Genomic DNA, 12,737 nt, shown 5'->3' on the forward strand with positions numbered 1-12,737 from the left:
AAAAGACGGCGCACGGACCTGTCGCTCCGCCTTACCCCTCAGTACATTGACAGTATGTCTAATACGCAGCCTGCACCGGTGGCGTCGGAGCACGTCGAGCTCAAGGCCCGCAAGGTCTCCTTCGACTGGGAGGAGACACCGCTCCACTGGGTACCGGGCGATCCCTTCACCACGCACACGATCAACGTGCTGCACCTGCTGCTGCCGGCCGGCGAACGCTGGTTCGTCCACGTCTACAAGCAGGCGCTGCCGTACATCACCGACGACCGGCTGCGCGAGGACGTCATCGGCTTCATCGGCCAGGAGGCCATCCACTCCCAGGCCCACGACGACGTCCTCCCCCACCTGCGGAAGCTGGGCCTCGACCCCACCCCGTACACCGCGCAGGTCGACTGGTTCTTCGAGAAGCTCCTCGGCGACCGCACCCTGCCGCCCGGCCGTCCGCGCCGCTGGTGGCTGATGGAGCGGGTCGCGCTGATCGCCGCCATCGAGCACTACACCGCCTTCCTCGGCGACTGGGTCCTCAACGCCGACGCGCTCGACCGGGTCGGCGCCGACCCGACCATGCTGGACCTGCTGCGCTGGCACGGGGCGGAGGAGGTCGAGCACCGCGCGGTCGCCTTCGAGCTCTTCATGCACCTCGACGGCGGCTACCGGCGCCGCGCCCGCACCTGGGCGCTCGCCTTCTCCGCCCTGGTCTTCCTCTGGCAGCGGGGCATCCGCTTCTTCATGGAGAACGACCCCACCCTGCTCGACCCGAAGGCCTCCTTCGCGGACTTCGTCCGCAAGGGCCGACAGGGCGTGCTGCCCTCCACCCCCGCCATGCTCCGCTCCATCCCCCGCTACCTCAGCCGCGCCTACCACCCCTCCCAGGAGGGCGACACCGCGCAGGCCATGGCCTACCTGGCCTCCTCCCCCGGCGCCAACGGAGGCCGCTGATGCCCCGGTTCACCACCGTCGCCCTCGCCGCCGGGGCCGCGCTGCTCGTCCGCCGCGCCGTCCGCAGCCGGATGAGCACCGCCCCGCTCTGGCCGATGCCCGCCCTCGACGTGCCCGTCTCCGGCTACGGCCGGGGCAGCACCGTCCCGCGCAAGGTCCTGGTCGCCGGGCGCACCACGCCCGCCGAAGGCGTCGTCGAACTCCGCCTGGAGGGCACCGGGCTGCCCGCCTGGCAGCCGGGCGCCCACATCGACCTCGTCCTGCCCTCCGGGCTCGTCCGCCAGTACTCGCTCTGCGGGGATCCGGCCGATCCGTCCTCGTACACCGTCGCCACCCGCCTCATCGAGGACGGGCGCGGCGGCTCGCGCGAGGTGCACGAGCAGCTCCACGAGGGCGTGGAGATCGAGATCCGGGGGCCCCGCAACCGCTTCCCGCTGGTCGACGCCCCCGCGTACGTCTTCGTCGCGGGCGGCATCGGCATCACCCCCGTCCTGCCGATGCTCCGGGCCGCCGAGGCGGCCGGGTCGGACTGGCGGCTCGTGTACTGCGGGCGGAGCCGGGCCACCATGCCGTACCTGGCGGAGATCGAACGGCTCGGCGGCGAGCGCGTCACCGTCGTCGCCGAGGACGAATCCGGCTTCCCCGAGCTGGAGTTCCTCGCCCGCCTGCCCGCCGAGACGGCCGTCTACTGCTGCGGGCCCGACGGCCTGATGGACGCGGTCGGCGCGGCGATGCCGGAGGGCCGGGCACCGCGCCTGGAGCGCTTCACCGCCTCCGCGGTGACCGGCGGCACCGCCTTCGAGGTCGAACTGCGGCGCTCCGGGCGCACGTTGACGGTGGCGGCCGACCAGTCGCTCCTGTCGGCGGTCCGCGAGGAGCTGCCCGGCATCACGTACTCCTGCCGGCAGGGCTTCTGCGGCACCTGCCAACAGCGGGTCCTGGAGGGCGAGATCGACCACCGGGACGAGCTGCTCACCGACGACGAGCGGGACGACTCGATGCTGATCTGCGTCTCGCGCTGCGCGGGGAAACGGCTCGTCCTCGACCTGTGACGCCTACGGCAGGACCAGCCAGTCCAGGGCCAGGGCGGTGAGGAGGCCACCCGCCAGGAGCCAGGTGCCGAGGCGGGTGCGGCCGTTGCGGGAGAGCTCGATCACGATTCCGCAGAGGATCATGGCGAGGCCGTACACGCCGACGACCAGGACGGACGTGCGGCTCGCGAGCCGGATGACGAGCACCACGGCCAGGGCGACCAGGAGCACGGAGGCGGCGGCGACGCGCAGCCGCCGCGCCTGCTTCGGGGTGAGCCCGTCGCCGTGCGCGGCCTCTTCGGCGCCCTCGGAAGGCGCGTCCGGGTCCTCCGAGGACGTCGAGCCCTTCGAGTCGTCCGGCTCGCCCGACCCGCCCGGATCGCCCGACCCGTCCGACTTCTCCGGCTCCTCCGGCTCCTCCGACTTCCCGGACTCCTCGCGGACTTCGGGGGACTCCGGGTTCTCCTCTGCCTCTCCGGCCTTCTCTTCGGCCTTCCTGGGCTCGTCGGCCTCCGGGGCCTCGGCAGTCGGGGTGTCCTGGTCGGAAGCGCTCATGGGGCAGGAGCGTAACGGACGCGGTTAGGCTGTTCGTATGACGACCGGGGTACGCCGCAGGATGGGCGTCGAGGAGCGCAAGCAGCAGCTGATCGGGGTGGCCCTCGAACTCTTCGGCCACCGCTCTCCCGACGAGGTCTCCATCGACGAGATCGCCGCGGCCGCGGGCATCTCGCGGCCGCTGGTCTACCACTACTTCCCCGGCAAGCAGAGCCTCTACGAGGCGGCGCTGCGACGGGCGGCGGACGAGCTGGCGGCCCGTTTCGTGGAGCCGCCGCGCGGGCCGCTCGGGGCACGGCTGCTGCGGGTGATGGGCCGGTTCTTCGACTTCGTGGACGAGCACGGGCCGGGCTTCGCTGCACTGATGCGCGGCGGGCCCGCGGTCGGCTCGTCCACGACGAACGCGATGATCGACGAGGTCCGGCAGGCCGCGTACGAGCAGATCCTGGCCCATCTGGCGGTCGAGGAGCCCCCCGCCCGGCTCGAACTGGTCGTCCGCTCCTGGGTGTCGCTCGCCGAGTCGACGGCGCTGCTGTGGCTGGACGGCCGCCGGGTCCCGCGCGCGGAGCTGGAGCTCCAGCTCGTGCACGACTTCGCCGCGCTGGCCGCGGTGAGCGCCGCGTACGACGCGGAGATGGCGGGGATCCTCATCCGGATCCTCGCCGACGAGCCGGCCGACGGGCCCTTCGCGGACCTGGTGGGCAGGCTCTCGGCACTCGTGCCCCGCGTTCCCGATCAGCCCTTGCGGTAGGACCCGTCGAGGTCGTGGACCTCGACGGAGAGGTGGACGCCCTCCTTCGCCTTGAGGTAGGCGGGCAGCAGGGCGAGGACGGCGTCCGAGAGCCGTGCCTTGGCCTCGTCCGTACGGCCGGCCAGCAGGGCGATGTCGACGTGCACAATGTGGTCGTCGGCCGCGCCGTCGCCGACGACCAGCTCCTCGACCTCCCGGAACCGGGTCTTGCAGGCGTCGAGCGTCGCGTCGACCGTCTCCACGACGAGCGGGTGCAGGGCGAGCGCGAAGCCGCGCCGGTCGAGGGGGGCGGAGTAGTCGACGGTGATCTGCGGCATGGGGGTCACTCCTGGCGATACGGATGTCTGGCCACACCTTTACGGTGAGGGCCATGGACGCACAAGTGACCTTCCGGCAGGCGGACGAACGCGATCTCGACCTTCTGGTGGGGTTGTTCGACGGGGCCGCGCACTGGATGGTGCGGAACGGAATCGACCAGTGGAAGCCGGGGGCCCGCGGCCCCGAGCACTTCCGGGCGCGGATCGCCGAGGGCGAGGTGTGGCTCGCCGCGCACGGGGGCCGGACCGTGGGGGCGTACGAGCTGTGGTGGGAGGACCGGGACGTCTGGGGCCCGCAGCCCCCGGTGGCCGGGTACGTGCACCGGCTGATGACCGACCGGGAGGCGGCGCCGGCCGGTGCGGGGCGCGTGCTGCTGGCACACGCGGAGGAGCGGATCGCGGCCTCGGGCCGGACGCTGGCCCGGCTGGACTGCGAGGCGCGCAATCCGGTCCTGGGGACGTACTACGAGGGGGCCGGGTACGTGGACGCCGCCCCGCGCCTGGAGAAGGTGGGGGCGGACGGCCGTGTGTACGCGGTGCGGCTGATGGAGAAGGCCCTGGCGTGAGGGGCGACGCCCCTGCCCACCCCCGTGTGGGCAATCGTCCCGCAGGGCGGGACGGGTGGGCACACGGGACGGCGCCCATCAGCGGCGCCTCCGCGTTCCGCGCCCTGACCCGCACCCCGTGCGCGGCGCACGGGGTGCGGGTCCAGGCTCGCCAGCCTCTGGCGCCGGCAGGGCGCGGGTCCGTTGTGCCCACCCGTTCCGCCCCAGCGGAACGACTGCCCACAACGGGGGTGGGGTGTTTTCAGTTCGTCTTGAAGACCGCCACCGTCCGGGCCGGGACCGTGAAGGTGCCCGAGGCCCGGTCGTAGGACGCGGACTTCACGACGGCGTCCGCTCCGGCGGCCTGGACCGGGTGGAGGGCGTAGCCCTTGCCCGCCAGGTCGGCGATCTTCTGCGAGGCGCCGCTCGGGGTCGCGTTGAGGACGACCACCAGGTCGCCGAGGCGCATCGTGATCACGCCCGGGGTCTCGTCGCGGCCGGAGAGCGGGAAGGACAGGTCCCGCTGGACGCGGTCCGCCGTGGCCAGGGAGAAGACCGGCTCGGTGGTGCGGATCTTCTGGAGGTCCCGGTAGGCGGCGGAGGCGCCGTCGATCTGCGCGCAGCCGACCGTGAGGGCCGGGTTCACGAGCAGCGGCTTGGCGTAGGACCACTTCGAGCGGTTGTCGGCGGCCGGCGGCAGGCCGCGGCCGAAGCCGTTGCCGTCGCGGCAGTCCCAGTGGATGGCGTTGAACCAGTCGCCGCTGTCGAAGGAGTTGCGGTCCAGGGACTTGGAGCGCAGCAGGTCGGAGCCGGCCTGGGAGAGGGCCGGGCCCTGCGAGAGGGTGGCCGTCGCCATGGCGAGGACCTGCATGCGGGCGCGGTCGGCCGGGGAGGTGCCGGCCGGCAGCTTGAAGGCGAGCGCGTCGTACAGGGACTCGTTGTCGTGGGCGTCGGTGTAGGCGAGGGCGTCGCCGGGGGCGGCGGCGTATCCGGCGGGGGCGCCGTTGTAGTCGACCTGGCTGCCCTTGACCGTACGGCCCGAGGTGTCGGTGAAGGTGTAGTCGGCGAGGTTGCCGGTCAGGCCGACCTTGATGAGGTCCTGGTAGTGCAGGAGGCGGGCCTTCTGCTGTTCGGGGGTGCCGTTGGCGGCCGACGCGTTGGGGTCGGTGTAGAGGCCGGAGGCGAAGCCCTGGACGCCGGGGTCCTCGTCGAAGGGGCCGCCGCCGCGGACGGCGTCGCGGGCCCGGTCGGAGAAGGTGGCGATGCCGGTTCCGGCCATGTTCTTCTGGGTGGCCTGGACGAAGCGGGCGTCGTCGGCGACCTCGCCGAAGTTCCAGCCCTCGCCGTAGAGGACGATCGACTTCCCGTCGACACCGTCCTTCGCCACGGTCAGCTCGTCCAGGGCGTGGCGCACCGCCAGGATGTTGGCCTTCGGGTGGTGGCCCATGAGGTCGAAGCGGAAGCCGTCGACCTTGTACTGCTTGGCCCAGGTGACGACCGAGTCGACGACGAGCTTGCCCATCATGGCGTTCTCGGGCGCGGTGTTGGCGCAGCAGGTGGAGGTGGCGACGGAGCCGTCGGCCTGGAGGCGCTGGTAGTAGCCGGGGACGATCCTGTCGAGGACGGACTTGTCGGACTGTCCGGCGGCGACGGTGTGGTTGTAGACGACGTCCATGACGGTGCGCAGTCCGTCGCCGTTGAGGGCCTGGACCATCTGCCGGAACTCGACCGTGCGGCGGGTGCCTTCGGGGTCGGTGGCGTAGGAGCCCTCGGGGACGGTGTAGTGCAGGGGGTCGTAGCCCCAGTTGAAGGCGTCCTTGGCCGCGGCGGCGGTGACGCAGGCCTGCTGCTCCTCGGAGTCGGGGGCGTAGACCTTCAGGTCGCAGGCGGGTGCGGTCTGCGCGGACTTCTTCTCGGGGATCGTGCCGAGGTCGAAGGCCGGGAGGAGGTGGACGTAGTTCGTGCCGGACTCCGCGAGCGCCTTGAGGTGCCGCGAGCCCTTGCTGTCCTTGTCGGTGAAGGCGAGGTAGGTGCCTCGGTGGTCCGCCTCGGCCGACGCGTCCGCGATCGAGAAGTCCCGGATGTGGAGTTCCTGGATCTGGGCGTCCCGCAGCGGCACGGCGGCGGGCTTCCTCAGGGTCTTCCAGCCGGCGGGGGCGAGCTTCGGGTCGGCGAGGTCGACGACGAGGCTGCGGGCGGAGTCGGTGGTGAGGGCGGTGGAGTAGGGGTCGGTGACCCGGTTCTCGACGACCTTCCGGACGCTGGGGGCCCAGACCTTCACGACGTACCGGTAGGGCTTGCCCGTCCAGGTGCGGGGGCCGGTGACGGACCAGACGCCGGAGGCGGGGTCGCGCCGCATGGGCACGCTCTTCCCGTCGAGTTCGAGCGCGACGGACCGGGCGGTGGGGGCCCACAGGGAGAGGGTGGGGCGGCCGTCGCGGAAGACCGGGCCGAGGGCGGCCCTGGTGGCCTTCGCCGCGTACAGGTCGTCGAGGACGCCGGCGGTCTGGACGCCGGTGGCGGCGAGCAGGGCGCCGTTGGCGGCGCGCTGGGTGGCGATCAGCTGGCCGCGCAGGGAGTCCCGGACACGGTCGGCGTCGCGCGGGTCGACGGTGAAGGCCGGGTAGTCCTTGAGGTGGGGGAACCTCGCCTTCTGGGCGTCGGTGAGCGCGGACGGGGTGAGGCGGAGCCAGCGGCCCTCGTCGCTCAGGGCGCCGTCGGTGACGGTGATCCCGCCGTCCTTCGCGTACACCAGCTGCTGGCTGGTGGCGTCGGTGGTCTTCACCTTCCAGACGACGGTGTCGCGGTCGATCCACTGGGCCTCGGCCTTGCCGAGGTCGAGGTTCGGGGCGCCGCCGACGGTCGGGAGGAGGTACTTCGGCTGTCCGGAGAGCAGCCAGACCTCGTGGCCGTAGGTGGCGAGGTCGAGGGACTGGTCGGTGGGCAGGTCCTTCTCGTCGCCCTTGTGGAGGATGTACGAGAGGGAGCTCGCGCCCTCCGCCAGCGGCACCTCGTACACCGCGCCGTACGCGTCGACGCGCGTCGGCATCAGCGGCCGCGACCAGTCGGTGGGCTGGGCGGCGCCGGTCCAGGTGTGGAGGCCCCAGCCGTCGTAGTTCCCGTCGGCCCGCTGGTAGTGGATGACGGCCTTGGTCTTGTCGGGCGTGGCGGGGGCCGGGTTCGTGTCGGACTGTCCTTCGGCGCCCTGCGTGATCCAGACCTCGCCGGTGCGGCCGAGGCCGATGCTCCGCTGCGGGCCGTCGGCGGTGCCGTCCTTCTCGACGGTGTACGCGACGGTGGAGGCGCCCTCGGGGACCTTGACCCAGGCGAAGGCGCCGAAGGCGTCGCGGCCGGTGAAGACGGCCTCCTGGCCGGCGGCCTTCAGCTTCCAGCCGTCGTAGTCCCCGTCCGCGCGCTTGTAGTGCACGACGGCGTACGGGCGCTCGACGGCGACCGGCTTCTCGGGGGCCGGGGGCGCGCCGGCGGTGGTGGCGGCGAGGGCGCTCGCGGTGCGGCCGGCGCCGTCCACGACGACGGCCTTGTAGCGCAGGGCGGTGCCGGCGGGGGCGGTGACGTGCTGGGTGACCTTGTAGGGGGCGTGGTCGGCGGTGCCGAGGGTCTGCCAGCGGCCGTCGCCGACCTGGGCGGCGAAGACGACGCGGTCGAGGCCGTCGCCGGTGACGTCGGCGGAGAGCTCGACGGTGCCGGTGGAGCCGGCGGCCGGGGCCTTCAGCGTGACGGTGGGCTTCGTCGCGGGGGCGGGCAGCGGGGCGTCGGCCCTGAGGACGAGGGAGGAGAGGGCCGGGACGGTGACGGTGACCTTGCCCCGGGAAGCCGTGACGGCGCCCTGGCCGCCGTACAGGGCGTGGAGGCCGGTGGAGTCGACGGGGACGGTGACGGTCTTCGGCGTGGTGGCGCCGTTGACGGCGACCAGGTACTCGGTCCGCGTCCTCGGGTCGGTGCGGGTGAAGGCGTAGACGGAGCCCTCGGCGTACCGTTCCCGCTGGACGCCGTCGCGGAGGGCCGGGTTCTCCCGGGTGAGCTTCGACAGGGCGGCGATGGAGCGGTAGAGCGGGTGCGCGGTGTCGTACGCGTCGGCCGCGTGGGTGCGGTCGGTGCCGAGCTGGTCGTCGTCGAGGTAGTCGGCGGTCTTCGAGGCGAAGAGGGTCTGGCGGGCGTCCTTGTCGCCGCCGGGGCCGGTGAAGCCCTGCTCGTCGCCGTAGTAGACCACCGGGTTGCCCCGGGAGAGGAACATCAGCTCGTTGGCGAGGCGGTCGCGGCGGACGAGTTCCTCGTCGGAGGCGTTCGGGTTGTCCTGCTTCAGGAAGGCGCCGATGCGGCCCATGTCGTGGTTGCCGAGGAAGGTCACCTGCTCGTAGGCGTTGGCCTTGTCGGTGGTGTACCGGTAGTCCTCGGCGAAGACCCCGGCGAGGCGGTCGGCGCCGGCGCCCTGGGAGGCGAAGGCGCGGGCCGCGTCCTGGAAGGGGAAGTCGAGGGTGGCGTCGAGCCGGCCCCGGGTGACGTAGGGGGAGGTGACGGCGGTGTCGGCGGAGTACACCTCGCCGAACATGAAGAAGTCCTCGCGGCCCTGCTTCTTCGCGTACGCGTCGAGGGCGGTGGCCCACTGGGTCCAGAAGTCCAGGTCGACGTGCTTGACGGTGTCGATGCGGAAGCCGTCGATGTCGAAGTCGCGGACCCACTTCTCGTAGATCTTCTTCATGCCCTCGACGACCTCGGGACGCTCGGTCCACAGGTCGTCGAGGCCGACGAAGTCGCCGTACTCGGCGGACTCTCCGGCCCAGGTGGAGTCGCCCCGGTTGTGGTACATCGTGGGGTCGTTGAGCCAGGAGGGGACCTTGCCGCCGGTCGTCGTCGGCGTGTACGGGAAGGAGTCCGCGTCGACCTCGCCGACCTTCGTCCGGTCGTCGAAGGGGCGGCCCGAGGCGTCGAGGTAGGGGTAGGCGCCCTTGGGGCGGTAGCCGTACTTCTTCTCGGCGTAGTCGACGGTGTCGGCGGTGTGGTTGGTGATGACGTCGAAGAAGACCTTCATGCCCTTGGCGTGGGCGGCGGCGATCAGCTTCCTGAGGTCGTCGTTGGTCCCGAAGTGCGGGTCGACCTGGGTGAAGTCGGTGATCCAGTAGCCGTGGTAGCCGGCGGAGGCGTCCTTGCCGGTGCCCTGGACGGGCCGGTTCTTGAAGATCGGCGCCATCCAGATCGCGGTGGTGCCGAGACCCTTGATGTAGTCCAGCCGCTCGGTCAGGCCCTTGAGGTCGCCGCCCTGGTAGAAGCCCTTGTCGGTGGGGTCGAAACCGGTCTCCGTGCGGCTGCCGGTGAGACCGCCCCGGTCGTTGGAGGCGTCGCCGTTCGCGAAGCGGTCGGGCAGGACGAAGTAGAACTGCTCGCGGGTGAGGTCGTGCCGGGCGGGCTGGGCGGCGAGCGCCTTGTCGGAGGGCGGGGCGGGGGCCTCGGCGGCGGCGGTGGCCGTGGCGGGGACGGCGGGCACGAGGGCGGCGCACAGCGCGGCGGCCAGCGCGACCGCCGTTCTCTTGCGTATCACGGGGGTGCTCCCTGGAGGTACGGGAAGAGAGGGCCGCCCCGGCGGGACGGCCCTTTGCGAGGGGGAGGCTCAGTTGCGGAAGGTGTCGTTCAGGACGATCTGGCCCGAGGCGGGGACGGTCGCGGTGCGGTTGGCGCCGGACTCCCAGGTGACGTTCCCGGCGGCGTCCTTGCGGAGGTACTTGTACTCGAAGGCCGTGCCGGCGGGCAGGTTCACCGTCAGCTTCCAGACGGGGTAGGAGGCCGGGTCGAGCTTGAGGGCGGAGGCGGGGGCCCAGTTGCCGAGTTCGGCGCGGTTGCCGGTGACGTAGATGTTCTGGCCGGTGACCGTGGTGGCGTTCACGTTGAAGGAGGCGCCGGCGGCGACGGTCTGGGTGCCGCAGCCCATGGCCCCGGTGTGCAGGGCGAGGGCGGTGTTCGCGGCGAGGGTGGCCGTGAACTGCCCGGAGGAGTTCACCGTGACGGCGGTGTTCGACTGCACGTCGCAGTAGGTGCCGGCGGGCAGGGAGGTCTGGAAGGTGCGGGTCAGGGCCGAGGTCTCGTGGTTGATCGCCACGTACGCCTTGGAGCCGCGGCCGAACGCGATCGCGTTGCCGCCGTTGTCCCACCAGTTCGTGACGGCCTGCCCGCGGGAGGTGTTGCGGAAGGCCACCATGGAGGAGATCTCGCGCCAGGCGTGCTGGCACTTCCAGCCGCCGCTGTAGCAGGCGTTCACCTGGTGGTTGTTGGGGGCGCCGGCGTCCTTGTCGGTCCACTCGTAGCCGGAGTGGACGTCCGGGGAGCCGTAGGGCCAGGCGAGCATGAAGACGGAGGCGAGGGTGTAGTTCGCGCCGTCCTTGTAGTTCAGGGTGTCGCCGCCGCGCTCGGTGTCGTGGTTGTCGACGAAGACGCCGGACTGGCCGGAGGGCATGTAGCCCCAGGCCTCGCCGAAGTTCTTGAGGTAGGCGAGCTTCTCGTTCTGCAGGACCCGCTTGAGGTCGCGGGCGTAGCGGAACTCCTGGACGTCGCCGTTGCCGAGGTACTCGCTCGGGGAGACGGCCTCGCCGGCGCCGTAGATGGCTTCCTGCTTCCAGTAGGCGGAAGGATTCGTCAGCCGGGACTTGATGTTCGCGAGGTCGGCGGCCGGCATGTGCTTGGCGGCGTCGACGCGGAAGCCGTCGACGCCGAGCGACAGCAGGTCGTTCATGTAGCCGGCTATCCGGCCGCGGACGTAGTCCTCGCCGGTGTCGAGGTCGGGAAGCTGGACCAGTTCGCAGTTCTGGACGTTGGCGCGGTCCTGGTAGTTGGAGATGGTGGAGCGGCAGTCGTCCATGTCCGCGCCGGAGTAGAGGCCCGGGTAGTCGTACTTGGAGAACGAGGTCCCGCCCGTTCCCGTGCCCGAGGCGTTCGCCATGTGGTTGATCACGCTGTCCGCGACGACCTTCACCCCGGCGGCGTGACAGGTGTCGACCATGCTCTTGAAGGCGGCGCGGTCGCCGAGCGGGCCGGCGATCTTGTAGCTGACCGGCTGGTAGGCGGTCCACCACTGGGGGCCCTGGATGCGCTCCTGGGGCGGGGAGACCTGCACGTAGCCGTAGCCGGCGGGGCCGAGCTGGTCGGTGCAGGCCTTGGCCACCGAGGCGAAGTTCCATTCGAACATCACCGCGGTGACGTCCTTCTCCCCCGGCGGGGCGGCCTGCGCGGGGGCGTTGCCCGTGACGGCCACAGCGGCTCCCGCCACGAGGGCGAGTGCAGCTGCCACGGTCTTTCTGGCCATGTCTCCTCCTGCCGACTTCACTGTCGCAAGAAGTTGCCGAAAAGTTCAGCAACTGTTTTCAGCCGTGACCGTATGAGTGCCCCGGCGCCCGGTCAACCCTCCGGACACCTCGACGTAACTTGTTACGAAAGAACGTGCGGGAGTCGGCCGGGCGGCTGCGCCGTGGAACCGCGCACCACCAGCTCCGGCTGGAAGACGAACTCCGTGCGCTGCACCGGGTTCCCCTCGATCTCCTCCAGGAGCGCGCCGACGGCCGCCGTCGCCATGGCCTGCACGGGCTGGCGCACGGTGGAGAGCGGGGGGCTGGTGAAGGCGATGAGCGGGGAGTCGTCGAAGCCGACGACGGAGACGTCACCGGGCACGTCGAGGCCGCGGGCGCGCACCGCGCGGATGACGCCGAGCGCCATCAGGTCGGAGCCGCAGACGATGCCCGTGCAGCCCTCGCGGAGCAGGACGTCGGCGGCCGCGTGCCCGCCCTCGACGCCGAAGAGCGTGGGCCTGATGAACCGTTCGGCCTCGGCCCGGTCGACGCCGAGGAGCTCGTACAGCTCGGCGGTGAAGCCCTCGGCCTTGCGGCGCGAGGGCACGTACCGGGTGGGGCCGATGGCGAGGCCGATCCGCTCGTGGCCCAGCTCGACCAGGTGCCGGACGGCCATCCTGGCCGCGGCCCGGTCGTCCGGGGAGACGAAGTTGGCGTCGATGTGCTCGTTGTAGCCGTTGATGAGGACGTACGGGACGCCGCGTTCGGTCAGCCGGGCGTAGCGCGCGGGGTCGGCGGAGGCGTCCGCGTGCAGCCCGGACAGGAAGACGATGCCGGCCACCCCGCGCTCGACGAGCTGGTCGACGAGTTCGTCCTCGGTGGCGCCGCCGGGCATCTGGGTGCAGAGGACCGGGGTGTAGCCGTGCCCGGCGAGGACCTGCTCGACGACCTGCGCGAAGGCCGGGAAGATCGGGTTGGTCAGCTCGGGCACGACGAGCCCGACGAGGCCCGCGCTGCGGCGTTTGAGCCGTACGGGACGCTCGTAGCCGAGCACGTCGAGGGCCGCGAGGACCTTGTGCCGGGTCGCGCCGGCCACCCCCGCCTTGCCGTTGAGGACACGGCTGACGGTGGCCTCGCTGACCCCGGACTGGGCGGCGATGTCCGCGAGCCGCGGGGGGGCGGGGCCCGCGCCCCCCCGCCGGGGGGGGGGCACCCCCCCCCCCCCCCCCGGGGGTGGGGGGGGCCCGCCCCCCCCCCCCCCCCCCGCGCGCCCCCCCCCCCCCCCCCGGGGCCCCCGCCCCCCGGCC

Annotated in this window: 9 protein-coding genes; 4 read left to right on the plus strand and 5 right to left on the minus strand. The window is 72.1% G+C overall.

The features are described from left to right. Positions 1-54 precede the first annotated feature (54 nt). Together ACIGW4_RS32265 and ACIGW4_RS32270 are read left to right on the plus strand one after the other, a co-directional pair. Positions 55-939 carry a metal-dependent hydrolase gene (locus ACIGW4_RS32265; protein WP_123451613.1) on the plus strand — a complete coding sequence of 295 codons (885 nt, stop codon included), beginning with the start codon at positions 55-57 and terminating at the stop codon, positions 937-939. Then, the gene (locus ACIGW4_RS32270) at positions 939-1,991 is read left to right on the plus strand and encodes a PDR/VanB family oxidoreductase (protein ID WP_399584654.1); all 1,053 of its coding nucleotides are present in this window, start codon (positions 939-941) and stop codon (positions 1,989-1,991) included. Before ACIGW4_RS32265 ends, ACIGW4_RS32270 begins: the two co-directional genes overlap by 1 nt. Before the next feature lie 3 nt (positions 1,992-1,994). Here ACIGW4_RS32270 and ACIGW4_RS32275 read toward each other — a convergent pair whose 3' ends face one another. Beyond that, complete coding sequence (locus ACIGW4_RS32275; protein WP_399584656.1) at positions 1,995-2,525, minus strand: hypothetical protein; 531 nt, start codon at positions 2,523-2,525, stop codon at positions 1,995-1,997. A gap of 37 nt (positions 2,526-2,562) precedes the next feature. Here ACIGW4_RS32275 and ACIGW4_RS32280 point away from each other — a divergent pair, with 37 nt between their 5' ends. After that, positions 2,563-3,276: a TetR/AcrR family transcriptional regulator gene (locus ACIGW4_RS32280; protein WP_123451619.1), complete on the plus strand. Its 714-nt coding sequence runs from the start codon at positions 2,563-2,565 to the stop codon at positions 3,274-3,276. Here ACIGW4_RS32280 and ACIGW4_RS32285 read toward each other — a convergent pair. Beyond that, positions 3,261-3,593, minus strand: coding sequence for a 5-carboxymethyl-2-hydroxymuconate Delta-isomerase (locus ACIGW4_RS32285; protein ID WP_123451621.1), 333 nt, complete (start codon positions 3,591-3,593; stop codon positions 3,261-3,263). The two genes, ACIGW4_RS32280 and ACIGW4_RS32285, sit on opposite strands and share 16 nt — an antisense overlap. Positions 3,594-3,646: 53 nt before the next feature. On the opposite strand from ACIGW4_RS32285, the gene ACIGW4_RS32290 reads away from it, so the two are divergent. Beyond that, on the plus strand, positions 3,647-4,159 hold the full coding sequence (locus ACIGW4_RS32290; protein ID WP_398710863.1) for a GNAT family N-acetyltransferase: 513 nt from the start codon (positions 3,647-3,649) through the stop codon (positions 4,157-4,159). 241 nt (positions 4,160-4,400) lie between these two features. Here the strand turns inward: ACIGW4_RS32290 and pulA are convergent, their stop codons facing one another. The 3 genes from pulA to ACIGW4_RS32305 form a co-directional block, all read right to left on the minus strand. Then, positions 4,401-9,695 (minus strand): pullulanase-type alpha-1,6-glucosidase, encoded by a 5,295-nt coding sequence (gene pulA, locus ACIGW4_RS32295; RefSeq protein ID WP_399584661.1) that lies wholly within the window; start codon positions 9,693-9,695, stop codon positions 4,401-4,403. A gap of 69 nt (positions 9,696-9,764) precedes the next feature. Next, positions 9,765-11,450 (minus strand): carbohydrate-binding module family 20 domain-containing protein, encoded by a 1,686-nt coding sequence (locus ACIGW4_RS32300; RefSeq protein WP_399584664.1) that lies wholly within the window; start codon positions 11,448-11,450, stop codon positions 9,765-9,767. Between the two features lie 122 nt (positions 11,451-11,572). Further along, positions 11,573-12,643: a LacI family DNA-binding transcriptional regulator gene (locus ACIGW4_RS32305; RefSeq protein ID WP_399584666.1), complete on the minus strand. Its 1,071-nt coding sequence runs from the start codon at positions 12,641-12,643 to the stop codon at positions 11,573-11,575. Between the last annotated feature and the right edge of the window lie 94 nt (positions 12,644-12,737).

Origin of the sequence: Streptomyces sp. NPDC053513 (genome assembly GCF_044544765.1) — a bacterium.
In the GTDB taxonomy this organism is placed as follows: domain Bacteria; phylum Actinomycetota; class Actinomycetes; order Streptomycetales; family Streptomycetaceae; genus Streptomyces; species Streptomyces litmocidini.

Coding starts and splice junctions, on each gene's coding strand:
- ACIGW4_RS32265 (WP_123451613.1), top strand. CDS start 55: ATGTCTAATACGCAGCCTGCACCGGTGGCGTCGGAGCACGTCGAGCTC.
- ACIGW4_RS32270 (WP_399584654.1), top strand. CDS start 939: ATGCCCCGGTTCACCACCGTCGCCCTCGCCGCCGGGGCCGCGCTGCTC.
- ACIGW4_RS32275 (WP_399584656.1), bottom strand. CDS start 2,525: ATGAGCGCTTCCGACCAGGACACCCCGACTGCCGAGGCCCCGGAGGCC.
- ACIGW4_RS32280 (WP_123451619.1), top strand. CDS start 2,563: ATGACGACCGGGGTACGCCGCAGGATGGGCGTCGAGGAGCGCAAGCAG.
- ACIGW4_RS32285 (WP_123451621.1), bottom strand. CDS start 3,593: ATGCCGCAGATCACCGTCGACTACTCCGCCCCCCTCGACCGGCGCGGC.
- ACIGW4_RS32290 (WP_398710863.1), top strand. CDS start 3,647: ATGGACGCACAAGTGACCTTCCGGCAGGCGGACGAACGCGATCTCGAC.
- ACIGW4_RS32300 (WP_399584664.1), bottom strand. CDS start 11,450: ATGGCCAGAAAGACCGTGGCAGCTGCACTCGCCCTCGTGGCGGGAGCC.